At 37.9% G+C, this 25,841-nt stretch carries 20 protein-coding genes; 7 read left to right on the top strand and 13 right to left on the bottom strand.

Annotation, left to right across the window (positions count from 1 at the left end; all coding sequences use genetic code 11):
* Positions 1-12: 12 nt before the first annotated feature.
* The 3 genes from ABJH98_RS07135 to ABJH98_RS07125 form a co-directional block, all read right to left on the bottom strand.
* Positions 13-1,587, bottom strand: a complete 1,575-nt coding sequence (locus ABJH98_RS07135) for a PAS domain-containing protein (RefSeq protein ID WP_348306954.1) — start codon at positions 1,585-1,587, stop codon at positions 13-15.
* 546 nt (positions 1,588-2,133) lie between these two features.
* Positions 2,134-2,874 carry an alpha/beta hydrolase gene (locus ABJH98_RS07130; RefSeq protein ID WP_348306953.1) on the bottom strand — a complete coding sequence of 247 codons (741 nt, stop codon included), beginning with the start codon at positions 2,872-2,874 and terminating at the stop codon, positions 2,134-2,136.
* 43 nt (positions 2,875-2,917) lie between these two features.
* Complete coding sequence (locus ABJH98_RS07125; RefSeq protein ID WP_348306952.1) at positions 2,918-3,733, bottom strand: 2,3,4,5-tetrahydropyridine-2,6-dicarboxylate N-succinyltransferase; 816 nt, start codon at positions 3,731-3,733, stop codon at positions 2,918-2,920.
* 420 nt (positions 3,734-4,153) lie between these two features.
* Here ABJH98_RS07125 and ABJH98_RS07120 point away from each other — a divergent pair, with 420 nt between their 5' ends.
* Both ABJH98_RS07120 and ABJH98_RS07115 read left to right on the top strand, forming a co-directional pair.
* The gene (locus ABJH98_RS07120; RefSeq protein WP_348306951.1) at positions 4,154-5,362 is read left to right on the top strand and encodes an acyl-CoA dehydrogenase family protein; all 1,209 of its coding nucleotides are present in this window, start codon (positions 4,154-4,156) and stop codon (positions 5,360-5,362) included.
* A 6-nt stretch (positions 5,363-5,368) separates the two neighbouring features.
* Positions 5,369-6,454, top strand: coding sequence for a phosphotransferase family protein (locus ABJH98_RS07115; protein ID WP_348306950.1), 1,086 nt, complete (start codon positions 5,369-5,371; stop codon positions 6,452-6,454).
* A 91-nt stretch (positions 6,455-6,545) separates the two neighbouring features.
* Here the strand turns inward: ABJH98_RS07115 and ABJH98_RS07110 are convergent, their stop codons facing one another.
* Together ABJH98_RS07110 and ABJH98_RS07105 are read right to left on the bottom strand one after the other, a co-directional pair.
* The gene (locus ABJH98_RS07110) at positions 6,546-7,715 is read right to left on the bottom strand and encodes a mechanosensitive ion channel (RefSeq protein WP_348306948.1); all 1,170 of its coding nucleotides are present in this window, start codon (positions 7,713-7,715) and stop codon (positions 6,546-6,548) included.
* Positions 7,716-7,840: 125 nt separating this feature from the next.
* A complete protein-coding gene (locus ABJH98_RS07105; protein WP_348306946.1) occupies positions 7,841-8,413 on the bottom strand; it encodes a DUF4202 domain-containing protein in 573 nt (190 codons plus the stop codon).
* Positions 8,414-8,491: 78 nt separating this feature from the next.
* Here ABJH98_RS07105 and ABJH98_RS07100 point away from each other — a divergent pair, with 78 nt between their 5' ends.
* Positions 8,492-8,995, top strand: a complete 504-nt coding sequence (locus tag ABJH98_RS07100; protein WP_348306945.1) for an FKBP-type peptidyl-prolyl cis-trans isomerase — start codon at positions 8,492-8,494, stop codon at positions 8,993-8,995.
* 91 nt (positions 8,996-9,086) lie between these two features.
* Here ABJH98_RS07100 and ABJH98_RS07095 read toward each other — a convergent pair whose 3' ends face one another.
* The 6 genes from ABJH98_RS07095 to ABJH98_RS07070 form a co-directional block, all read right to left on the bottom strand.
* A complete protein-coding gene (locus tag ABJH98_RS07095; protein ID WP_348306944.1) occupies positions 9,087-9,794 on the bottom strand; it encodes a DUF2490 domain-containing protein in 708 nt (235 codons plus the stop codon).
* A gap of 184 nt (positions 9,795-9,978) precedes the next feature.
* Positions 9,979-11,070 carry a hypothetical protein gene (locus ABJH98_RS07090; protein WP_348306943.1) on the bottom strand — a complete coding sequence of 364 codons (1,092 nt, stop codon included), beginning with the start codon at positions 11,068-11,070 and terminating at the stop codon, positions 9,979-9,981.
* Between the two features lie 4 nt (positions 11,071-11,074).
* Entirely contained in the window at positions 11,075-11,818 is a 744-nt protein-coding gene (locus tag ABJH98_RS07085; RefSeq protein ID WP_348306942.1) for a hypothetical protein, read from the bottom strand.
* The gene (locus ABJH98_RS07080; protein ID WP_348306940.1) at positions 11,808-12,386 is read right to left on the bottom strand and encodes a sigma-70 family RNA polymerase sigma factor; all 579 of its coding nucleotides are present in this window, start codon (positions 12,384-12,386) and stop codon (positions 11,808-11,810) included. The genes ABJH98_RS07085 and ABJH98_RS07080 overlap by 11 nt, the downstream gene beginning before the upstream one ends.
* Positions 12,387-12,889: 503 nt before the next feature.
* Positions 12,890-15,412 carry a DUF2807 domain-containing protein gene (locus ABJH98_RS07075; RefSeq protein ID WP_348306939.1) on the bottom strand — a complete coding sequence of 841 codons (2,523 nt, stop codon included), beginning with the start codon at positions 15,410-15,412 and terminating at the stop codon, positions 12,890-12,892.
* Positions 15,413-15,486: 74 nt separating this feature from the next.
* A complete protein-coding gene (locus ABJH98_RS07070) occupies positions 15,487-15,843 on the bottom strand; it encodes a PadR family transcriptional regulator (protein WP_348306938.1) in 357 nt (118 codons plus the stop codon).
* A 397-nt stretch (positions 15,844-16,240) separates the two neighbouring features.
* Here ABJH98_RS07070 and ABJH98_RS07065 point away from each other — a divergent pair, with 397 nt between their 5' ends.
* Together ABJH98_RS07065 and ABJH98_RS07060 are read left to right on the top strand one after the other, a co-directional pair.
* Complete coding sequence (locus ABJH98_RS07065; protein ID WP_348306937.1) at positions 16,241-17,359, top strand: PorV/PorQ family protein; 1,119 nt, start codon at positions 16,241-16,243, stop codon at positions 17,357-17,359.
* Complete coding sequence (locus ABJH98_RS07060) at positions 17,346-22,388, top strand: C25 family cysteine peptidase (protein ID WP_348306936.1); 5,043 nt, start codon at positions 17,346-17,348, stop codon at positions 22,386-22,388. Before ABJH98_RS07065 ends, ABJH98_RS07060 begins: the two co-directional genes overlap by 14 nt.
* Here ABJH98_RS07060 and ABJH98_RS07055 read toward each other — a convergent pair whose 3' ends face one another.
* Together ABJH98_RS07055 and ABJH98_RS07050 are read right to left on the bottom strand one after the other, a co-directional pair.
* Positions 22,389-23,213: a hypothetical protein gene (locus ABJH98_RS07055; RefSeq protein ID WP_348306935.1), complete on the bottom strand. Its 825-nt coding sequence runs from the start codon at positions 23,211-23,213 to the stop codon at positions 22,389-22,391.
* A 67-nt stretch (positions 23,214-23,280) separates the two neighbouring features.
* Complete coding sequence (locus tag ABJH98_RS07050) at positions 23,281-24,177, bottom strand: hypothetical protein (protein ID WP_348306934.1); 897 nt, start codon at positions 24,175-24,177, stop codon at positions 23,281-23,283.
* Between the two features lie 198 nt (positions 24,178-24,375).
* On the opposite strand from ABJH98_RS07050, the gene ABJH98_RS07045 reads away from it, so the two are divergent.
* Together ABJH98_RS07045 and ABJH98_RS07040 are read left to right on the top strand one after the other, a co-directional pair.
* A complete protein-coding gene (locus ABJH98_RS07045) occupies positions 24,376-24,918 on the top strand; it encodes a pyridoxamine 5'-phosphate oxidase family protein (RefSeq protein WP_348306933.1) in 543 nt (180 codons plus the stop codon).
* A complete protein-coding gene (locus ABJH98_RS07040; RefSeq protein WP_348306931.1) occupies positions 24,919-25,812 on the top strand; it encodes a cation diffusion facilitator family transporter in 894 nt (297 codons plus the stop codon). It abuts the gene before it with no gap.
* The last annotated feature ends 29 nt before the right edge of the window (positions 25,813-25,841 follow it).

The following is a 25,841-nucleotide window of genomic DNA, read 5'->3' as shown; positions in this document are numbered from 1 at the left end:
ATTTAATAATTTTTAATTTGGAATTTCAACCATTAACTGTGTTCCTTTTCCTACTTGACTATCTAAAAAAAACTGACCTCCTACAGAAGAAGTTCTGTTTTTCATACTATTGATGCCAAAAGATTCCGCATTCAAAGTGACTCTACTTTTATCAAACCCAATACCATCATCTTCTATGGTCAGCACGATGGAATCTTGGTGTTTCATCAACTGTATCGTTGCGTTTTTGGCTTGAGCGAATTTTATAATATTACTCATCGCTTCTTGAGTAATTCTGAATAAGCACAATTCAACTTTAGCCGAAAGATGTTTACCATTCAGATTATTGTAAAATTGAAATTTGGTATCTACTACATCATCTATATTTTCTATCAAGCCTTCTACAGCTGCTTCAAAACCATAATCTTCAATCGCCTTCGGCATCAATTTGTGTGATAGCGATCTTGACTCCTCTATAGCTTTTTGCAGATAATCATTAGCGATTTCATATTTACTAATTTCTTTATCACTGAAATCAGCTTTCCGCTTTTTCAGAAATATCAAATTCAAATGTGCCGTAATCAATAATTGCTGCAGATTGTCATGAATATTTCTTGAAATCCGACTTCTTTCTCTTTCCTCGGCTTCCAGAGTAGCTGCCAACACACGTTCATGTCCATTGACCCTATCAGAAATATCAATAATACATCCTTCGAGATACTCTTTGCCTTCATCTATTATTTGAATTCCTTGTTCCCAAAGCCATTTGATCTCATGATCTTTTGTAATAATCCTGTATGTGGTTCGATAATGTGTTCCGCTCGTCAATTGAGCTTGGACGTCTTCTCGAGCCATTAGTTTATCTGATTCATGAATGATATGGTTGAAATGAATTCCGTTCTTATGATCTAAAAAATCAATAGGTTCATAACCCGTAATGGTCTTTACATAGGAGCTGATAAACTCCATAGACCAATGTTCGTCATTCCTACATCTGAAAATAATTCCAGGTACATTTTCAATTAAGGAAAGGTATCTTTCATTCTGATTTAATAATGCCTTAGTTCGTGATTTGATCTTACTTTTCAAGCCTACTTTATATGCTTTGGTGCTCACCTTCGAACTAATAATTCTGGCAAGAGAATCAAGCGTTGCTTTGACTGTTTTTGGCCATTCCCTTTCATCTTCTAAATCCGCCATAGCAAGTGTGCCCCAGAGTTGTTCTTCTATTCTGATTGGTACAAGCAAGACGGATTTTCCACCCGTTTCATCAAAATGTTTTTTGAGTGGCTTCTTGGCATCATTGTATTTCAATGAAACGACTTCGCCTGCGTTCAATCGTTCACCAATATCACCAAAGGCATTGATGACAAGATTTTGATTTTGAGATACTCGATTCTGATTAGGCACTTTCATCCAAGTATGATGGATGTTGCTGATCCATTTCTTATTTTCAAAGGTGATTCTTGATAAAAAGCAATCGCTATTAAAAGTTTCACCCACGAGTTGAACGGCCTGATCTAACGCTTGATTGAGATTATGATTTTCAGTCAATTCGTTGATAGCTCCTAATACCCCTTCTAGTATTTCTTCGGATGACTTGGCCATATTCAAATATCATGTAATGTGTTCTAAATCGAATCATTATAGTAAATAAATTCTAGCCTATAAATAAAAAAGCACCAAAGACGAATCGTCCCGGTGCCCCAAAATCAATTCATAGCTGATTTGATCTTGCACATTGTTGAGAAAAATAAAACAAGGGTTCCTACTTCAAAATCAACTTCACAATCACCCCTGCTTTATATTTCAAAAACCAACCTAACTTTCTCATAATAACCTGCCGGCTTGCAGTTTTTCTTGGTTTGACAAAATCTGAGAGCTACTTCCCTTCAATCACTCGCACTTAACTCTCAGACTACTTCCAAAAACCAACCTACTCTTTAATGTTGTTTAATATCTTTTTGAATTCTACATAGCAAAGATGATGAGCCGAAGACTCCCAAATAAGAGCGAAATACCTAATGGGTGAAATAGGTGAAAAACCTAGATGTACCAGAGATTCTTATCCGTTGAGGATTTAGCATTAGGACTAATGCATGTTACATGCTGGGAAATTGATTAGAATGAAAGGACTAGCTGTTTCTGTCACAACTAGAGGTATTGATTCAAGAAGGAAATCACAGCATCCCAATAGCCTTGACTATCGGTAAATTTACTCCAGAGAGCTCTGGATCCATGGTTTCCTGATGTCTCAGGTAAATAATAGCTTTTCGTATCCGTAGGAATTACTTCATAAATCGACCACCAGCTATTCTTTTCACTTCTGGCAGAAGTGATGAAAGAGGGACATTCTATTTTTATTGCACTGGAGGTAATATAATCTTTGGGTTTACCCATCGACTGAAAATATTCTCCAGGAGAAAAAGCCAATACTCCACTGATATCGCCTGTGCGATCTCCAGCAATTTTTAAAGCTAATGCAGAAGAATACGAACTACCCCAAATAATCAAATCTCCTTTTGCCAGGTAAATTTTAGCGTGATCGATGGCAGCATTCATATCAGGAAGGGCATTGACATATTTAGTTTCCTTCATGAGTTTTCTAGCACTCACAAACGTCTGATTTTGGACGTCATTCACTGCATTACCAGAACGTTGATCAACTGCCATACAATTGAATCCCAATTGATTCAGAATTGGGGCTATTTCTTGGTACTCTCCTCTACTCCAACCAGCCTGATGAAATAATATAATGAAAGGAACAGTGTCAGGATGAGCGATATGCAAATCCACCGTAACCTCTACCCCATCAGACGCTTTGATTTTGATAGTTTCAGATGCCAAAGCACCGAAACCAACTAGTAAGAAGAATACCAAGAAATATAATTTCATAAGATTTGATTTATTTTGATTCAATAAATCTAATCAAACCAAACTACACAGCCACACTGTTTTCTCTCAAGGCATCATTCAACGAAGTTTTCTTGTCTGTGCTTTCTTTTCGTTGACCTATGATAATCGCACATGGTACATTGTATTCACCAGCTGGAAATTTTTTGGCATACGAACCTGGTATCACTACCGAACGCTCCGGCACATAACCTTTATATTCAACTGGCTTATCGCCCGTTACGTCAATTATTTTGGAGCTCGCAGTTAACGTCACATTAGCGCCAAGAACTGCTTCTTTTCCAATTCGAACACCTTCAACAATAATACATCTCGAACCAATAAAAGCATTATCTTCTACTATCACTGGCGCAGCTTGTACCGGCTCCAATACTCCTCCGATTCCGACACCACCACTCAAGTGAACTCCTTTCCCTATTTGCGCACAACTACCTACTGTTGCCCAAGTGTCTACCATAGTACCTTCATCAACAAAGGCTCCAATATTAACGTATGAAGGCATCAAAATGGTGCCACTCGAAATGTATGCTCCATACCGGGCTACAGCATGTGGAACCACTCGAACTCCCAATTTATCATAGTCAGTTTTCAAAGCCATCTTGTCATGAAACTCAAAAGGGCCCACCTCTATTTTTTCCATTTTTCTAATTGGGAAATACAAGATCACGGCTTTCTTTACCCAGTCATTTACCTGCCAACCATCAGTCGAAGGTTCGGCACATCTTAACCTTCCCTTATCTAATTCTTCAAGTACAAACTCAATTGTTTTTACAACTTCTGGATCTTGGAGTTTTGAACGATCTTCCCAAGTTTCCTCTATGATTTTTTTTATGTCTTCCATTATTATATTCTAAATTTGTTTGCCTCAAATGATACTCCCATCAAGGTCAGCAAAACTAGCCACATTTATAAGGTTCGAAAACATATCTAATGCTTTCATTTTCACGTAGCTCCAAACATCCGTTAATTTATTAACAATAATAGTAAAATACATTTCACATCAGTCCCATTTACTTTAAGTTTATAACTTCCTTATAATTAACTTAAATTATAGATATATAAATATCTGATTTATAAATATTTATAATTCTTAACCAAATAATATTTGGCTATGTACTTTGGCTAAAAACTTGCCTATATTGTAAATCAAAGGATCAATTTGGAAGTCAAATCATGTATTTAATTCTTTCTATCAGAATCGCACCTACCCTTCTAATAATCCGATGATTTTACTAACTTGAAGATCTATCAAACCATTCATATGATTGATCTTTTTGCCACCACAAAAGTCCAAGAATTAATTCCGAGATATTTGGATTTCATTCAAAAGGAACTACTGCCAATAGAGTTGGAATTACTTGATATTTCCGACCGGAAAAAGCACGAACAACTACTTTCTGACCTCAGAGCTAAAGCTAAAAAATCTGGTTTATGGGCACCACATCTTGCAGTTCAACAAGGTGGACTAGGGCTCGACTTAATTGCGTTTGCTCAGATCAGCGAAATACTTGGCACTACTCCTTTTGGTCATTATACTTTTAACTGCCAAGCTCCAGACATTGGAAATATGGAATTGCTCGAAGGATTTGCTTCACCACAAATAAAAGATACATTTTTAAAGCCGCTCCAGGAAGGCTTAATTAGAAGTTGCTTTTCGATGACCGAACCAGAGCATGCCGGATCTAATCCGAAATACTTAAGCACTTCAGCGATAAAAGAAGGAGATCATTATTTAATCAATGGGCACAAATGGTTTACCTCTTCCGCGGATGGTGCTGCATTTGCAATTGTGATGGCTATTACAAACCCAGAGGCCGAAAGCCCATATGAAAGAGCCAGTATGATTGTAGTTCCTACAGATACTCCGGGTTTCGAATTGGTTAGGAATATCCCAATTATGGGAGAATCTGGCTTCGGCTATATGAGTCATGCGGAAGTCAAATACAACAATTGTAAAGTGCCAGTATCCAACTTGATTCATGAAGAAGGCCAAGGCTTTATGCTCGCCCAACAAAGGTTAGGTCCTGGCAGAATACACCATTGCATGCGTTGGATTGGCATCTGTGAAAGAGCTTTGGATTTGATGTGTAAAAGAGCGGTATCTCGACAAGTATCTAGGCAAGAAGTTTTAGCAGATAAGCAAACCATTCAAAACTGGATTGCAGAATCTCGGACTGAAATAGATGCCGCCCGATTGCTTGTATTACATGCAGCAGATAAAATCGAAAAACAAGGAAGTAAAGCGGCTAGAGTTGAAATATCTTCCATCAAATATTACGTCGCTCAAGTACTTCAACAAGTTTTAGATCGTGCCATCCAAGTACATGGCGCATTAGGCATTACTGATGATTTGATTATTTCGTGGTGGTACAGGCACGAAAGAGGAGCTAGAATATATGATGGCCCAGATGAAGTCCATAAAGGTGTAATTGCTAAATCTGTATTGAAAAACTACAAAACTGACAACTAGAATCTGATGAGTCTTAGAGAAAAAAATATGCTGATGGACCGGTCTGGGATGATCCGACCTGGTGAAAACATAGACTTAAACAAACTAACAGAATACCTGAAGGAGAATCCTGAGTTTGAAGAAGGAGTTAGTGTTGAGCAATTTCCAAGTGGGTTTTCTAATCTCACCTATTTGTTAAAATGTGGAGAACAAGAATTTGTAATGCGAAGACCCCCAATAGGAGCAGATGTAAAGGGTGGGCATGACATGAAGCGTGAATATGATCTACTCACTAAAATTAACCCCGTCTGCCCATATTCTCCTCGCCCTATCCTCCATTGTGGGGATAAAGATATCATTGGCGATGAATTTTTCATCATGGAGCGTGTACGCGGAATTATACTTAGAAATGCTCCACCCAAGCATATGCCTATGACGGCAGAATTGATGCAAAAAATCAGTTCCAATTCAATAGACATACTTTGTGATTTACATCAATTGGATTTAGATAAAAATAACCTCTGGGAGATAGGAAAACCTGAAGGTTATGTCCAAAGACAAGTCGAAGGTTGGGTAGAGCGATACAACCAATCAAAAACAGATCAGTTGGCTGGTATGGAAGAATTGGGTAATTGGCTCACTCAAAATATCCCCACTAGTGAATCTGTCACTCTGCTACATAACGATTTCAAATATGACAATTTGGTATTATCATTAGATAACTACTCAGATGTATTGGCAGTATTGGATTGGGAAATGGCAACCATCGGTGACCCATTGATGGACTTAGGGACGGCTTTGGCCTATTGGGTAGAATTGCTCGACCCTCCAGCTCTAAAAGCCTTCAACCTCACCTGGATGCCTGGAAATTTGAATAGAAAACAAGTTTTAGAAAAATACACCGAGCAAACCGGTATAGACACATCCAACATCCAATTCTATTATGTTTTTGCTTGTTTCAAACTGGGTGTAATCTGTCAACAGATTTATGCCAGATATAAAAAAGGATTGACTAAAGATCCAAGATTCGCTGGATTGATTGGTGTAGTGAATGCGTGCGCAATGAATGGCAAGAAAGCATTGGATACGGGTACCATTTCAAATTATTCTTAATCCAATTATCCTTTATGTTCTGTAACTAAAAAAGCCTTCAATAGAATAAATTCTGTTGAAGGCTTTTTTAGTTTTTAGAATTTTTAAAATGCTACTCCTTTCTAAATTTCTTCAATATTTGTTCCATATGCTTGCCAGCTGCTTCACGTCCTCCAAGTCCATAGGCCAAGGCTACGGTCACAGCCAATGAACCCAAGGTCAGACCAAAGGCCAAATCGATGATACTGTTGGCAATGCCCATGGTACGAAGTGCAATGGCTAAGAACAATCCTATTATGGCCATTCTGGCAACACCTGCTGCAAATTCATTTTCCTTCTTTTTGCTCATAGATCCGTAAACTACAGATGCCACAAAATTGCCTAATACCATCACCACAAGACCGAATAGAATGTCGCCTGATAAGTTTAGGATATTGTGCATGACCTCTGTCAAACGATCCATTCCTAAGAGTTCAATTCCTGAAATCACCCCAAAAAAGACAATAAAGAAATGTAAGACATGAGAAATCACTTTGGATAGCGATTGGTCATCTGCAATGATAAAGAGGTGCAGTTGCTTAGAAAGTTTGTCTACACCTATATTGACTAATAAGTCATTCACAAACGTGGCTATAAACTTGCCTCCTATAAAGAAAATCGTCATGATGAGACCAGCACCAATAATATGAGGTACCGCGTCCATTAGTTTGTGCAAGATATTGTTAGCGGGAGTCGTAATAGCATCTAACTCCAATGCATTGAGCCCTTGGATAATCGCTGGAATGAAAATGGCTATAAAAACGATCTGCTGAAGAAAATAAACCAACTTATCCGTTTCCTTAAAACCTATTTGATCTCCTAATCGATCCAAAAAACTACCAGCCATTTTAACCAGATTGGAAACAAATTTGGCTAGAATGTACCCGATAAATACTACGGCGCCTGCAGCTACTATTTTTGGAATAAAGCTCAAGAATTCGTCGAGCATATTTCTAATTGGGTCCAATACATAGCTGAAACCAAGCATTTCCAGGACAATCAAAAGAATGATGACCATAAAAATGTAATAAGCCAAATTGGCTAAAAACTTATTGGTGTCAACGATGGTATTACCAAGCAACCGCTCGTCCCAGTCCGTTTTTTTCATGAGACCATGAACGATCCTGCGAATCAATATCGCTATTAACCAGCCTACGACAAAGACGACTAATGCGCCTAATACGCCGGGCATGATATCATGAAGAGAATTTATTAGTGTTTGTAAATAATCAGGAAAGACCATTTCTTCTTATGCGTTTAGTTGATTAAAAAATTCAAACGAATAAGTTAAGCCAAGACCATCAATTATCCTAACTATATTCCTATAGAAGTATTAGAATAATTCAATACGATCTATTATTTATCTAATTATTGCAAAGCTTTTTTGATTAATTCAAGATCATTTTCCTTGTAATCCAGCTGTAGAGCTAACTCGTGTCCTTTTTCTGTCATCTTAGCCCAGGTCTTTTGTATGATAGATATCACTTTCTCCTCTTCATGCTCTGCTGCGAATTCTGAAAAGTAATATTTAAGAAAAACCAAACAAATGACATCCTCTAATTGTTGAGTTTCGAGATCTGTTTTCAATCGTTTTTTGGTGACCAAATTTTTGACCTTTTCTATCAATGAAGAATCAGCGCTCTCCTCTTGTAAAATCTCAGCCAATAGCTCTCCATGCATCAATTTCAATTCTGTTCTCCACTTGAGATAGCCCTTTCTGTCCATAGGATAATCCGACCTAGGTATGGCCCATCGCTGGATATGTTGACCGCGAGCAGCAACTTGTATGGCTAAAGAAGGCGCAGGGTCATATTCATGAAGCATATCAGTCATGCGCTGACCATATACCAGTTCTTTAGGACATTCCTCGCCATGATACATTACCGTATTTGGATCTTCTGCGTTGATAGCATCTATTTTTGCACTAATCTTTTCAATCATATCTCAATTTATAAGGGTGTAAAGATATAGGAAGGATCTCAATTGGCATTCGTCAAATGATAGTCCTAACTTTGCAGAATGAATATAGGAAACGAAAAAGTAGTATCCATCACATACAAACTCCAAGAGGGAAATAAAAGTGGTGAAATTGTACAAGAAGTAGATAGCAAAGAACCCTTTGTATTTTTATTTGGCAGTCAACAGGTATTACCGGATTTTGAAGTCAATCTAAAAGACAAATCTATAGGTGACACATTCGAATTTGGGATCGAAAGTGATAAGGCTTATGGCCCAGTAGATGAGAATGCTGTGGTCAATTTGCCTAAAAATATGTTTGAAGTTGACGGCAAGCTTGGAGAAATAGTAAAAGTTGGGAATTTTCTTCCTATGAAAGACCAAGAAGGAAATCCGCTACAAGGTTTAGTTCAAGAAATTACAGATGAACATGTAAGAATGGATTTTAACCACCCAATGGCTGGGAAAGACCTGTTTTTTTCAGGTGAGGTTATTGAAGTACGAGAAGCCACTACCGAAGAATTGGAGCATGGTCACGTACACGGACCCGGTGGACATCAACATTAATTTTATAATAAAAAAACTACCAGATTTGGAATACAAAGCACATTCTTCATCTGGTAGTTAACAAAAGATTACTCATTAAACCCAATTCTAATCATATATTATATTGTATGGTAAGTTGTACGGTTGGTCGATTGATGTACGCATCTTCACTTGCCCTCACCCATTGATGCATATAGCCCAATTGGATATTGGCATCTTTCATCACATTAATCCCTAATCCAGCATACAGCCAATTTCTGTCAAATGAAGATGGTTTTAATCCATCTTGATGTATCCAAATTTCATCGAAAAGATGCACAAACCAAACATCACTAATATTTCGTTTTACAGTTAAGCGATACCTCAGTCTATTAGTTTGTCTGACACCATCAATTTCATAATCCCCTTCTTCGTTTTGTTCTGGAATACCTACGAATCGCTGCTCCATTCTGTATCGATGAGAGATTTTTACTTTACCGTACGTTTGATTTAGTGTCAACTGTTCCCATACATTATTTTCGGGGATGGCGATTGGCAAAGGAGTTTGCGCAATTTGCTTTGTATTCAAGTAAGTATATCCTGCAGTCAGAATTACATTTTTATTGATCTTATAGTCGACATAAGGTCTGATCAAAAACTGTTCTTGTTCTTTTACCCAATCATTTCTACGGATATGCAATTCATTTCCTACTCTCCATTTTTCATTAATGGAATAATGATTTAACATTAAAAACCAGCCCCCTACTTCTCCTTTTACATCTTGACCGAATACATTTGCAACACTAAACAAAAGTACAATCGCACCTACTAATCGTTTCATCCTCAAATCATTAATCCCTTAAACAGAATTCAATATTAGCGCTGATTGATAGTAGGTGCCGTCCGAATTTTTACGGATTTGATTTTAAGTAATTTAGGAATGAAAATGATCAATAGGCATTTGCAAAAATTAGTTTTTGTTTAATCTTTCTATTCTAATCATCTTCATGAAACCTAGAAAGGTATTATAGGATAAACCCAAAACTAATAGCCTGTAATTCCGGTCCTTTACCGGTAGCAAAGACATCATTCAGGTCATAGTTGAAAAATAAATCCATGCCTCTAAAGCCAACTTGAGCTTTCACTCCATAGCGGAAATTATTGAGGTAATAGTTTCCCTTGTCTTTGTCTTTTTTGTTATCACCATTATCGCTGTATTTGATCTTAGTCCAACTATCTATCCTATAGCCAGCGTACATGCCTGCTCCTATTCTAAACCCTCTATTTCTATACCTATTCCAATTCCAGCTTCGGCTTCTGCCACTTGAGTTGAACTCTAGCATAGGCATTAGACTTGCATTGATATAAGTGGCAGCCAGCTTACTTTTCTTTCCGTTGATGGTTGGGTCTTCGACGAATGTAGTTCCTTCATCGGTTTTAGTGATTCTGACTGCGGTATTCTCCATTTTCCAGTTGTACCAGGACATATTTCCTCCCCATTTCAACTTCAGCGGACCAGCTATACGAGTATGATAAGCACCACCAATAGCCACATACCAGGACCCCCAAGGCTTGACCGCATAAGCTGCATTGTTATTGTCAGGAAAAGAGCCGTTTTCCAACCAATTGTTCATGCCTAACTCCATTTCGAAAGTGCCGTAAGTCCCTTTACTCCTACCTCTATTCGGACGACTTCGATTTACTCTTACATAATCATTGTCATCATAATCTTGGTACTGACTGCCATAGTCGTCACGATCATAACGACTTTCATACTGATCACGTTCAGAGTCGCCATAGTAGCTCAGTGGAGCAGATGATTGGTCAACATCTACTTCAGTATCTGTGTCCTTTCTGTATTCATCTGACTCTTTCACGATACTCACTTCATCGGTATCGGTAGAAACAGAATCCAGGTTTTGGTTGAGTTCACCTATGATGGCATTGATATCATAATCTCCAAGGTCTTTCAAATCTTCTTGCGTCTCCGCATAGATGACCATTTTGCTACGTTCTCCAAATTCAATTACAACCGTATCTTCCTTCTCTGGAATATGAGCATTTATAGAAAATACTTGTGAAGAAATGGCAAGTATGATGAGTCCTAATCGTTTCATTGTATTATTTGTTTAAGTTTTTGACGTTATTCTTTTTTGAGTTTCTTTGGAACAGATTGTCTTTGGCATCTCTAATGTCCGCCCAGAGATCTCCCGGTTTGATTTCTCGAGTTTGCTCCCACAGTTCCTTGATTTTGTTATTTTCAGTAGAATCTACCTTTTGCTGAGCTACCATTTCATCCTGTTTAAGCAATGGATTGCTTCCTCGTTTATAAGTGATTCTAATGGATTTAATTTTTTTCTTTTCCAATGGAGTATCTTCAACCTCAGTAGGGTTATTTTCCATTTGCGCTAATTGCTGTTCTTCAATTATTGTAGGCGCACTATTTTCTGTTTGCTCAATTTCTTCAGTTTTTTCTTTTCTGAATACGGGCTTAGTGGCCTTTATTGGCTTAGGTTCACCTTCTAGCTTTTTCTGAATTTCTACAGGTTCTACCTCTTCTGTTTCCTCATTTTCATCAAGCTTCACTTCAGGAACAATCACATGACTTTTCTTTAGGCTTTCTGATGAGGTTTTTACCTCAGCCACTTCAATGGATTGACTGGTATCAGCTTGAAAAAAGAATAGCACCAAGCCTGATATAAGTAATAGCAGCACAGCTGCAGCCACTCTGGCTAGCGTGAAAAAAGGTGCCTTTTCTTGCTCATCAAGCATTGACTCCAATTTTTCCCAGCTTTCCGATTTAGGAATAGAAGGTGTATGCTTCAGCTTCTCCCGAAATAACTTATCTGTCTCCCTAGCTTCCATTGTTTCTCTTTTTTAAATCTTTTTCACTCTCAGCTATTTTTTTCTGTAGCAAGCTTCTCGCTCTACTCAATTGCGACTTGGAGGTATTTACAGAAATTTCCAATTGCTCTGCGATCTCTTTATGCGTATATCCTTCAATTGCATATAAGTTAAATATGGTCTGGTATCCTTGTGGCAACTCTTGAATCATCTGTATCAAATCTTCTGCTTCCAGACTCTGATCTGCGGTTTCAAAATCTACCGCTGGATTGATTTCATCCAAATCCACTTCCTTATAGAGTTTTCGGTTATTTCTGATCCATTGGAGGCAGGTCGTGACCATGATCCGTCTGATCCAGCCTTGAAAACTACCTTCACCCTTATATTGATCGATCTTACCAAACACTTTCACAAATCCACTAAGCATTATTTCTTCAGCCATATCTTCATCGCTCATGTACCGTCTGCACACGGTGAGCATCACTGGTGACTGCTGCTCATACAACAGCTTTTGCGCACGCCTTTCTTGACGTTTGCACTGACGGATCAGCTCAGATTCGGAGTTTGTTTGACCTATTTTAAAACCCATTGGTTATGAATTCATGGACTAGATGCAGATTGGTTGCTCGAGGTTGCATCAACATTATAAATTTATTGAAATAATAAATGAGGGGCCATTAATCTACAGATGGTTCCTTTCTTTTTTAATAATCAACTTATATTAAATGGGGTTAATCTCTCAATCAATACTTCTTATTATTAGACAAATAAGCCGTTTTCTTTTCTTAGTCAAACGAGCCTTTATACAAAGGTAGAATTGAGTTACCAAGGCGTAAGTGTGTACAACAAGATGGAAATAACAATACAACACGAAATCTTGTGATTACCAATTCAGAGAAAGAAGCAGTCATTGCTTTTATGAAAACACTGATAGGAAGCAACGTTTATACGGATGAAAAATGGTCTGATCCTTTTGAGTAAGAGAATAAGCATTAAAGAGGTTACTTGAAGTAACCTCTTTAATAAAAAACCCTGACGTCCCGATATCAATCGGGAGTCAGGATTAGACTATAAACTTGAAATGTGTTTTTCTTATCGACCGGATCTGCGTACGGTGCTCAACTCATCCTCGTTGAGAATGTTCACATCAGGATCTCCCTCATAACGAACTGTACTAAGTCCATTGGCATCTACCGATAGCCTTTTGCTGGCATTTACTTTAGCATTAGAAGCTCCAGATGCAGATACTTCAGCACTTTCAGTTTTATGATTATACGCTTTCAAACTTGATGCACCAGATACATCTACTTCCATGTATTCTGATTGTCCTTCCAGTTCTAAAGAGCTCGCCCCATTCAAATAGATCTTTAATTCTTTGGCATCCAGATTCATTTCAGCTGACGAAGCTCCGCTCAGATCAATTTCCAAATCATCCACTTCAAAATCTTTGATTTCAAAGTAAGACAACCCTTTGCTATTGATTTTTTCAAGCCCAGGCATGGTGATAAAAACATCTAACCTCAGGTCATTATCGAGGTCTTTCAGCAGATCCCATTTTCTACCTGCCATATCTATTTCTAGGACATTCCCATACTTTTTAATCAAGACATCACGTTTGTATCGCTCTCTTCCTTTCACTTCAATACTATATTCATCACCCTGCGCAATATAAACATCGTAAATTCCACCGACTTCAATTTCGTCAAAATCGCGCATATCAAAAACCATAGGTTCGCCGTCATAAGACTTGTTTTTGTATTTCACTTTGTCTTTTGCTTTGGGTCTTGCATCGCTTCTTCGACCTCTATCTAGGAGTCCACCTGAATTGTATCTTTCACTGCATGTCAAACAATCCAATCCTTCTTCTGTAAACATCCATTCGTTCGTGGAATTAATTTGCCAGCTTCTATAGCCGTTTCTATTAAACGTATGCTCGATAATGTCTACCATGTCTTCGTCCATCACAAATTTCCTATTGTATGGAATATAGAGCGTCATATCTAATTGCTGAGCTCTGAACTTGGATCTGGGTTTGAATGAATAATCAGAATCAAAAATCAATTCATTACCTTTTTGTCGGATGTCGTAAGTAATCATCTGAGCATTTTCCTCTGCCTGCTCACGTGATCTTCCATGAGCTTCATACCTCATATCCAGTCGCACAATAGAATCTTCCTGTCCTCGCAATTTCAAACTTGTAGCATCTATTCCAGTAAAATCCACATAATTCAAGGTCAATAAAATGTCCTCAGACGAGTCCAAATCAAAGGTTCGGGTTTCTCGATATGTACCTTCATTTCTAAACTCCCCTACAACACTTGGAATGGCAATGGATAAGCTGATCAAACAAATCACCCATACGCCAAATACCGACCACCCTAGAGGAGCTCGAAGGACCATTCGTTTGGAAATAATCGATAACCCTAAAAGGCATACGACCAAGAAAGGAATAAAAGCCGTAAGGAACACTGCTAAGAAGGTAAATCCTGAGACACTTTCAGCTACTATACCAGCAGGTAAAAATGTACCGCTGATCCAATCTCCGAATCCGGTAAACAAACCTAGCAATACACCAGCTGCTATAAATAAACTGACCATTCCTGAAACACCGATCATGGTAATAGCGAGTCCTGCCAACACGCGAACAACATCAATTAATACCTTAGAAGCAGGCCCTAATAAACCAGCCATTGCTGTGAATAGTGCAGCAATCAATCGAAATGGAAATAATAGAACTTTAGCCAAAGAGCTTTCTTCGCCTTCCTCTTGTTTGAGGCTTTTCTTTACGTTATGCTCGATATTTGAGAGGGTAACAGGTTCTCCCTGCATTTGCATTTTGTCTGTTAGAGACTTTGCTACAGGAGTAATCATCCACAAAATGATATAAATGATCAGCCCCGTACCACCAAGGAAAATTGACAATACAAACAACAAACGAATCAATGTCACATCTGCTGCAAAGTAGGCCGCAATACCACTAGAAACTCCTCCAAGCACTTGATTGTCCGGATCTCTAAACATCTTTTTGACCTCTTCATCGTCGCCTAACGTATTAGATCCTGGAATCACAATCCAAAGAATAATGTATGCGATGAGCACCGCTCCACTTAAAAAACTTACGAAAATGTTCAACAGAAGCAATACTGCTATTAATCGAATCCAAAGCGGGTCAATGCTGAAATAATAGGCAATACCTGCCGCTACACCGCCAACTACTTTGCGTTTCTCATCACGATGCAGTTTTTGTTTACCAGGATCTTCGGCATCATGTGCGCGCTGTTCTTCCTTCTTCTTTTCTTTCTTCTGTTCTGGAGTAGGTTCTTCTTTAGCTGGTGTTGGCTCATCATCTTCTAGAGCTTCGAAATCTGCCACGGTACCCATGGTGTCGATGAGTGCCTTTACATCATCATGGTTAATGATTTGTTTGCCATCATCGAGCTTAGATAAAAAGATCTCCGCCACCCTACTTTCAATATCCGCAATGATCTCAGGGCTATCTTCATAATTAGAAAAGTAATTGTTGATGGTTTCTAAATACTCTTTGAGCTGAGCATATCCATCTTCTTCTATATGAAAAATAATACCGCTTATATTGATACTAATATTTTTCTTCATTGTCTTTTAATTTATACTTGATCCAATAGAATGGCCTCCCATTGGTGAGTTTCTGATTATAGTTTTGTTGATTGTCATGATTTTTTTGCCTTGGTTTTCGATACCTTTTTGGCACTTATCTTTTTGGTAGACGACATGAGTTCTTTCCAGGTATCATCTAATTTACCCAAAAACTCGCTACCTTCATCTGTAATGGTATAATACTTCCTAGGTGGCCCTGATTTGGACTCCACCCATTTATAATCTACCAATCCAGCCTTTCTCAATCGAGTAAGTAGTGGATACAGCGTACCTTCTACTACCATGATTTTGGCTGATGTGAGTTCTTCGAGCATATCAGAGGCATACACCTCTCCTCTTGAAATTATCTGCAAAATGCAAAATTCAAGAATGCCCTTCCTCATTTGTACTTGTGTGTTTTCTATCTTCATATCCAATCGTCTTGGGCTTTGCTCAATTCAATAGACTTCCAACCAATTGAAAGACTAAAGCGAACAAGAGAAAAATTAAAATTATCATAGTCTTGAATTTTAGTGAGTTTATTTTGAGCCATCATCTTGTCGGCAATGACTGGTTTTTGAAATTCTTCTTGACCTTGATAACTCTATACGGAATAGTACCTTGTAAGACCAAGTACTATGTGAAAAAAATTGAAATTTGTGAATATTCTTTACTGAGTACAGTAAATTGTTCTAATAATTATATCTTATTCATGCTTTTGGTGTTAGAAAAACATTATCGATCAATGGACTTTTCAATTTTCGACCTAAATAAATCATTGTCAAACGAGAATTTTCAGAGACTGATAGAATATAATTGACTAGCAATGTGAGAGTATTTAGATTTGTCCATATAGAACGATTGATGCACGTGAAAATAGTCATTACCGCCATCTTGGGATGGCTATGTATTTCCAACTCCTTTGCTCAATCCAATACGCCAAAATACAGTAATGAATTCTTGGCCATTGGGGTGAATGCTCGTGCATTAGGAATGGCCAGTGCATTCACATCGGTAGCTGAGGATGTAAGTGCAGGCTACTGGAACCCCTCAGGTCTTACTCAGCTGGAATATAAGTATGATGTCTCATTGATGCATGCACAATATTTCGCTGGCATTGCCAATTATGATTATTTGGGATTCGCAACTAAGATTGACTCGGTAAGTTCTTTAGCTCTTTCGGTGATACGATTTGGTATAGATGATATACCGGATACCAGATTTTTATACGATGCTAATGGAGCGCTCAATTATGACAATATAAAGTTCTTTTCAGCATCAGACTATGCTTTTCTCTTTTCATATGCTCGGAAAATAAATGTTTTGGGAGGATTGGATGTGGGCGGAAATGCAAAAATCATCTATCGTCATGCGGGACAATTTGCAACTGCTTGGGGATATGGATTGGATCTAAGTCTTTCCAAATCAATTAAGAAATTGAATTTAGCCTTGATGCTAAGAGACATTACCGGTACATACAACGCCTGGTCTCACAACACAGAGTTGGTTGCCGATATCTATACTCAGACAGGCAATGTAATCCCTGAAAATTCCATTGAAATCACTTTGCCTCGAGCCATTCTTGGCGTCAGTTATCAATTTGACATATTGACGAAATTTGGTTTATTGCTTGCACTAGATCTAGAAACTACTTTTGACGGAAAAAGAAATACGCTAATCAAATCAAATATCGCCTCTATCGATCCCAAATTTGGGCTCGAAGCCAGCTATTTATCTATGTTTTTTTTAAGATTTGGGGCGGGTCAGTTTCAAGAGATTCAGAACTTTGACCGTACTACTTCTACCGTCTATCAACCTAATTTTGGAATTGGGATAAAGCTGAAGAGTTTTAATATCGACTATGCACTCACAGACATTGGAGATCAAGCTGAAACCCCATATTCTCATGTTATATCACTTAAACTTGGGTTCAATGATAAAAAATAGGTGCTATATCATATTATTGCTATTAGTGCTTGGCGCTAATTCCATGGCTCAGCCTTACGGCAATGAGTGGATAGATCAAAACCAGCGCTACTTCAAAATCAACATTGGAGAAAATGGGATTTATAGATTGAGTCGTTCAGATCTGTCTGGATTTGGATTTCCTGTGGGTACAGCAGACCCTCGAAAAATTCAACTTTTTCATTTGGGACAAGAAGTGGCCATTCATATTGAAGGTCAGATAGATGGGGTGTTTGACCCTTCCGATTATTTGGAATTTTATGCTGAAAAGAGTGATGGTTCTACAGACACCGAGTTATACAATGACCCAGCCAATCAACCACATACTTACTATAACATATTCTCGGATAGTTCTGCTTATTTCCTAACCTACAAACTGAATACAGAAACAGGATTAAGGCTAAGTGAATTTTCAGAAAACAATATCGATGGACTACCCGCTGAAAATTACCACTTGAGTGAAAACCTTGAGCTGTTCACCACTATTTACAATGAAGGTCAAAGTTATGGTTCTCAAAACGCCATCATCTTACCTACCTATGATCGTGGAGAAGGCTGGACTGGCACTTTTGCCAGTTTAGGTCAAAATATTGACCATACCATAACTGGATTGACCAGTGACGTTCAAGATGATATTAATCCGTCAGTAGAAATTCAACTTGTTGGGGGCAACAATAACGCTCATAACGCTACCCTATCAGTAGGGCCAAATGATGGTTCACTAAGAGAATTAACAACTGTCTCCTTCGACGCCGACGAAAATTTCTTAGTGGCAGAAGAAATAGAATGGAGTGATATATCGTCTGGAGGAGAATTATTTGTGCGAACAACAATTAATGGTGTATCTGGAGCTGCAGACCGAATAGCAGTGTCTTATATCAAAGTGGATTACAGCAAAGCATATGACATGGAATCGTCCCCTAGCAGCAGATTTAGAATGAAATCCAACAACGGAAATAAATCATACATCGAGGTCACCAATACTCCATCTGACATTCTTCTTTATGATATAACTAATACTATAGACCCTATCATCATTGGTGTCAACGAAGGAAGTGGCAACTTCAACGCGATTATTGACAATACCAGTGTTGAAAGAGTGTTATTCGCCCAATCCGAACCCAAAACAGTTACCTCGTTCGAAGAAGTCTTTTTCAATAATTTCAATCCGGCTAATTATAATTATCTCATGGTTAGCCATACAGACTTACGAGGAAATACTTCTAGTGGGCAAGGCGATCAAGTAACTGCCTACAAAAACTATCGAGAATCTATAGCTGGTGGAAGCTATACCGTCTTGGATATTGATATCCATGTGCTATTCAATCAATTTAATTATGGAAATCCGTCTCCCCTCGCTATTAAAAGATTTTGTGAATATGTGTATGACAATGGCACACCTGAATTCCTATTTCTAATAGGAAAAGCTTCAAATGTGGGTGCTAATTTTTATAGACAAGATCCTTCAGCACCGACCCATAGACATTTCATACCCACGTTTGGAAATCCAGGAGGAGATGACCCGTTTTCCGAAGGGTTTGATGGTGGAGTTGGCTATGGAGTACTGGCAACAGGAAGAATAAATGCCAGTTCGCCAGATCATATTGAAGCTTATCTTAACAAAGTCATAGAAGAAGAAGCCCTTCCTTTTAACTCGCTTAGACAAAAGAACCTGGTCCACCTTAGTGGTGGAAATTCTGAATCTGAATTAAATCTATTCAAAGCCTATATCGATGGGTTTGCTTCCATTGCGGAAGGTGAACTTTTAGGTGGTGCTTCTACTCAATTATCAAAAGACAACAATGATGCTGTTGAGTTCATTAATATTTCAGAAGAAGTAAACGAAGGCGTTATGATGGTTACTTTTTTTGGTCACTCTAGCGGTAGTGTTACCGATATTGAAATTGGTTCAGTTTCGGATCCCGCCTTTGGCTATTCCAATAAAGGAAAGTATCCTGTTTTTATGGTCAATGGTTGTTTGGCTGGAGACTTTTTTAGCGAAACAGAGTCATTTGGAGTGGATTGGATTTTGACTCCAAACTTAGGTGCTGTCAGTTTTATGGCACATAGTCATGTGGCCTTTTCTACTAGCCTCAGAAGGTTTACCAACCTTTTTTACGAGATTGCTTTTACAGAAAGTGCTTTTAGTGGCAAAACTGTGGGTGAAATCAAAAAAGAAACTTCTGAAAGATATATAAGCACATACGGATCTTCTGAATCTTCCATCGCCCAAGTTCAATTACTCAATTTACAAGGAGATCCTGCGGTAAAGGTTTTTGCCCCAGACAAAGCTGACTATGACATTAATGAAAATTACTTACAGGCAGGTACCTTCGATGGATCAGAACTTCTTGCCACGGTAGATTCTTTTTATTTAGAAATGAATATTAGAAATTTCGGAATATACTCCAGTGATACTTTTGAAATTGCTATCACCAGAACATTTCCAGACGGACAAACATTTATTTACGAACCAGAATTGTTTGATCAGATACTACGAGAAGACACCATTAGATTTACCATAGGTAATGAAGTAAATAATGCTGCCGGACTAAATACTTTCTCCATCCAACTCGACCCTTCCGGAAGGATTGATGAGATGGATAAAACAAACAATACAGCATCCCTCGACTTGTTTTTATCATCAGGAAGTACATTTAATCTATTTCCATCCAACTTCTCTGTTCAGTCTGATTCTGATGTAGATTTCTATTTTCAATCTTCCAATCTATTGGTAGGAGAAAGATCTTTTGATATTGAAATTGACACCTCATCCACATTTAATAGTTCCTATTTAATGAGTCAGTCTATCAGTAGTAAAGTCATCGGCAAGCTAAATATCAACTTGGAGGCCAACGGTGCTATATCTAATGGAACGGCGTTCTATTGGAGAACTCGGTTCACTGATCCATTGCCTTCGGAAGGAGAAGATTGGATTACTAGTTCTTTTATATTGGACAAAACTTCTGGAGAAGCTTGGAGTCAAACCAAACCAGCTCAATTTGCTGAAGCAGAATTGGACGGTTTATCTGTGAATCCTTCTACGGGAGAATGGACTTTTCTGACTTCACAGTTGCAGCTAGAAGTTCAGAATTATGGATCCAATCATCCTACCCTAACTTATGAGGATACAGAAGTGCTTTTGGACGGACAAAATTACTTCAGTACCAACTCTGACCGTGACTCAGGATGTAGAAACAATACCCTAAATTTTCTAGCTCTAGAAAGAGAATCTAACATTCCTTTTAAAGCAGTGGAAACTCCTGGTTATGATGTAAACCAACCTTTGGTTTGTGGACTGAGACCTCAGGTCATATACAACTATACGACTTCGGATATTTCGGGTATTTATGGCCCGGAAGTACTTATCAATAACATCGAAAGTGGTGATAAGGTATTGATATATTCATTAGGCGCATTTGATTACACCACGCTTCCTACCTCTCTTATTGATGATTTGGAATCTTTAGGTTTAAATAGAACGGAGCTTGATGCCATCACTTTGAGCAGCGATGAACCTGTCATCATGTTGGGTGCAAAGGATGCTGCGGCAAACTCAGGCACCATAGTTAGATCTTTAGCTCCTGAACCAAATGAAGCACAGTTAAACATTGATGAAATATTAGATGGCAGCTATGATTCTGGTGAAATTACTTCAGGACTGATTGGTCCGGCACTTTCTTGGTCTCAAGTCACATCAATTATTGAAGATTCATCTAACCCTGCGGATGACAATAAGACCTTCACAGTCTACGGTGTACAACAAAACAAAACGGATCAAATCTTGTATCAAAGCAATAGTATTGTTGAATTTGACATCAGTTCCGTAGACGCAAGTATCTATCCTTATCTGAGACTTAAATTAGAGTTAAGTGATGTGGTGTTGCAAACACCACATCAACTAAAATCTTGGCTTGTGGAGTATGAAACAGCCCCTGAGGGACTTTTACTCATCAATGACCGAGATGGGATTGATCAATCATTAGAAGTGCAGGAAGGTCAGCCGCTTAGTCACTCTTACACTTATTGGAATTTTTCTAACAAAGACTTTCAGGATTCAATTAAAGTAGAATATGAATTACTCAATGAGGCGAGTGCACTTAATCTTAAAGACTCATTAAACCTAGAAGCATTAAGCAGTGGTGATTCGGCGCAATTTGATCTCCATTTTAAGACAGTCGGCAATCAGGGATTGAATGATTTGCTGTTAACTGCCAATCTGAATTATCCAAATGAAGTTTACTTTTTCAATAATTCTGCTCGCTTTCCTCAGTATCTGATGGTCAACCCTGACGAAACCAACCCTTTGGTGGACGTTTCCTTTGATGGTATTCAAATCATGGATGGAGATATTATCTCCCCTACGCCGTCTATTGAAGTTCATGTCAATGATGATAATTCCTACCTACTATTGGAAGACACTGTAGGAATCAATATTTACATTAAAAAACCGTGTGAAGATTGTGATTTTGAAAGAATTGCATTTAGTAGTTCTTATATGGACTGGTCGCCTGCTACAAACGAAGAAAATTTCAAATCTACTTTCACCCCAGAAAGATTGGAAGATGGTATGTATGGATTTAGAGTTTTGGCCAATGATGCTTCTGGCAATCCTTCAGGAATAAAACCGTATGAGATTAACTTCGAAGTGATCAATGAATCGACAATAACGAACTTTTATCCGTACCCAAATCCATTTTCTTCCAGTACCAGATTTGTATTTACTCTGACCGGTTCAGAGTTTCCCGAAGATATTAAAATTCAGATATTGACAGTTACGGGCCGCGTGGTCAAAGAAATATTTATGGATGAATTGGGACCATTAAACATTGGAAATAACAAAACAGACTTCGCCTGGGACGGCAAAGACAACTATGGTGATCAATTGGCCAATGGCGTGTATTTGTATAGAGTACTGATTAAAAACCCTGGAGAAAACTTCAAACATCGAGATACTTCGGCTGATAAAGGTTTCAAAAATGGATTTGGGAAGATGTATTTATTGAGGTAATTAGTGAAGTATCATGTTTATCTTCTGCACGATTTGATCCAAATCTTTCGCATGCTTTCCAATATTCTTAAGTTGAGTTTCACTCATACCTTTTTTGTCTTCTTCCTTTAATATCTCCAATAAACTCAAAATATTCGAAAGTGGTCTGCGTACTAAATGCGCATTGTCATATGCGTAAGATTCCAACTCCTTGTTTCGATCTTCCAGCTCAAGTGTTCGTTCATGTACCAACTCTTCAAGGTTGTTTTGAATGTTTTTGATTTGTAATTGCTGATTGCTTAACATTTCATTTTTAATTGAAAGCTCTTGATTGACACGATCCAAGTTGAGGTTTCGTATTTCAATTTTCTCTCGTTCCTTCTCGAATTTTACTTTAATAAAAACTACGATAGATGCAACAATCACCGAATTAAGCAAATAATTAATTGAAAGTGGGTTTATTTGATTCTCTTGGGATCCAATGCTCAACAGAATCTCTGAACCAGAATCTAAAGTCAGCATCATATTAATTAAACATAATAGAACTGTCATAAATAGTCTTGATTTACCTTGCAGCAATCCAAGATAAATCATGAGCACCGTGAAAAAAATATAAGTGGCTGAGCCATCAATTCCACCCAGATACTTCCAATAACACACGAACATCGGAAACCAAGTCAAGCAAAAAACATGTGCGATTTTGTCATAATCGTACCCTTGCCAAATACCAATCCACAAAAAAAGGGCTATCCCAAATGAAATAGAATCTAATAAAAGAACCGTTTCATCGCCATCGAACCAACTCCCCTTCACCACACCAAAAAACCAAAAAACAATAGATGCCACTAAGACTATTTTTAGTAGTTTAAATTCATTGTTTCTTATATCGGAGCTTAGGCTATACAGGGGATTATCAATTTTTTGGATTGTAATAAAAACCTTTTTTCAGTTTGCTATTCACAATTTGAATAGCAGATTGAAGGTGCTCGGAAGATTGAACTAACAAAGTTCCCATGGCACTTTTTTTAGCATTCTCGTCTAAGTTACTGATTGATTGAACTGTTGACTTTAAATAGGGCTCAATTTCAAAAAGTGTAACTGAAAGGTATTTTTCAATAGATTGGCGTTGATCCATTAGTTTTTCACTTCGTTCTTCTATACTTTTTTCCAACCAATTATTGGACTCCTGAAGCATCTTTTTTTGTTCTTCCAATTGATTGTTTTGTCGTTCAAGCACTTCTACTTTATACTCCAAACTCTTTTTATTTTCTTTCAAATCATTTCTTTTAAGATCGAATTGAGACTTGTGATAAAGTAGCGCAATCGTAACCACTATAGTGACCCACAGATAATGGTAAATATTTATGTCTTCAGGGTTGGCGTATGTCATCAATTCCATTCTATAAATGGACGTATACAACAACCCCATTTCTAATATGATACAGGTAGTGACGAAGAACTTTAGCCAATTTCCATTATTGATTAGGGCAATTAATATCATACCACCAATAAAGTAATATTCTCCCTGACCATTCAATCCATTCAACACCATCCAATTCGCACACAAAAAGAAAATCATCAAAGCAGAAAATGGAACAGCAATATATTCGAACAGAATTTTGAATCGAAGAAGGAATAGTGGAATCAAGAAAATCAAACAAAGGGAACAATCTACCACAAAATCCAAATTAACTACGGTCAATGGTAGGTCGCGATAAATCGCCACCACCATTCGCATGACTCCCGCTATACAGCCAACGGTAAGAATATCTGCTTCAAATTGTCGGTTTTGTTGCTTGTAATATTGCATTCACCTAATTATTACTAACAAAATAATACCTTTCATGCAGATATAATTTGCTTATGAATGGATTTCGACGAATTGATCAAACTTTTTCATACATTCTTCTAATTGTCCTATTTCTTATTCATTAGCTTTCAAGAATGAATTTTAGAATCCAAATTTCGGATGTTTCGTTCTATTGATTACTACATATAAAAATTCGACATGTCTAAACTCATTGCGTCTATTGACGAAAAAACAAGAACATTTATTGAAGCACAACAAATGTTCTTTGTAGCTACAGCAGCATCAGATGGCAAAATCAACCTTTCGCCTAAAGGCACAGATTCATTCCGAATTATAAACCCAAAACAAGTGGCCTGGCTGAATCTGACAGGAAGTGGCAACGAAACAGCAGCCCATATTCTTGAAACCAATCGAATGACCATTATGATGTGTGCTTTTGATGGCAAACCCAACATTATGCGAATCTATGGCATGGCTAAAGCCATCTACGAACAAGATGCTGAATGGTCAACTTATGCACCTCTATTCAAAGCAAATACAGGGGCGCGTCAAATCTTCCTAGTAGAAGTAGAACAGATTCAGCACTCCTGTGGCATGGCTGTTCCGTTGTATGATTTTGTAGAACACAGAGATTTGTTAGATATTTATCATGACAAAAAAGGCCGGGAAAAAGTAAAAGAGTACTGGAAGGAAAAAAATATGGTATCACTTGACGGATTACCAACTGGCCAAAAAATATAAATGCCACATCATCATCATGGACATGATCAAAACCATCACGATGTAGACAACATCAAGACGGCTTTTTTCCTTAATCTAGGCTTTACGATTATTGAAATTGTAGGTGGTCTATATGTGAACAGCGTAGCGATCATTTCTGATGCCATCCATGATCTAGGAGACTGTATCAGCTTGGGCATATCCTGGTATTTTCAAAAGATTTCTCACAAGGGTCGCACACCCACTTTTTCCTACGGGTACAAACGTTTTTCTGTGCTGAGCGCCATTCTCAATTCTATGGTATTGTTGATTGGTTCCATATTCATTTTGATGGAAACTATCCCTAGGCTGATAGCTCCTGAACAGCCCGATGCCAAAGGAATGATCGCCTTGGCTATTCTTGGAGTAATCGTAAATGGAGCAGCTGTACTAAAAACAAGAAAAGGGAAAACAGCCAATGAACGAGTCGTTTCGCTACATCTTTTGGAAGACGTGTTGGGCTGGGTAGCCGTTCTTATCGGAAGTATAGTAATGAGTCTAATAGAATTCCCGATTCTTGATCCCATTCTATCTCTAATGATTGCCGGGTATATTTTATTTAATGTTTTCAGGAACCTCAAAAACAGCCTTAAGATCATTTTGCAGAGCATTCCTCCCGATGTGAACACCACTGAATTGGAGCATAAACTTCAGCAAATCAAATATGTAGAACAAGTGCATGATATGCATACCTGGACTATGGATGGTGAGTATCACATCATGACCATTCACCTGGTGCTTGATCAGGATGTTGATTTAGATACTGGTGCTGATATAAAATCTCAAGCTAGAAAAATCCTTAAAGCTGGAGAAATAAATCATGTTACTATAGAATTAGAATCACCAAATGAGCATTGTAGTCTGGAAGAGTGTTAGTTTTTCACTAATTTCAGTGTTTAAAATGG

It is taken from the genome of Reichenbachiella sp. (assembly GCF_039969095.1).
Lineage (GTDB): Bacteria > Bacteroidota > Bacteroidia > Cytophagales > Cyclobacteriaceae > Reichenbachiella.
Note: the sequence above shows the minus strand (reverse complement) of the source record. Positions and strands in the feature narration are given on the sequence as shown.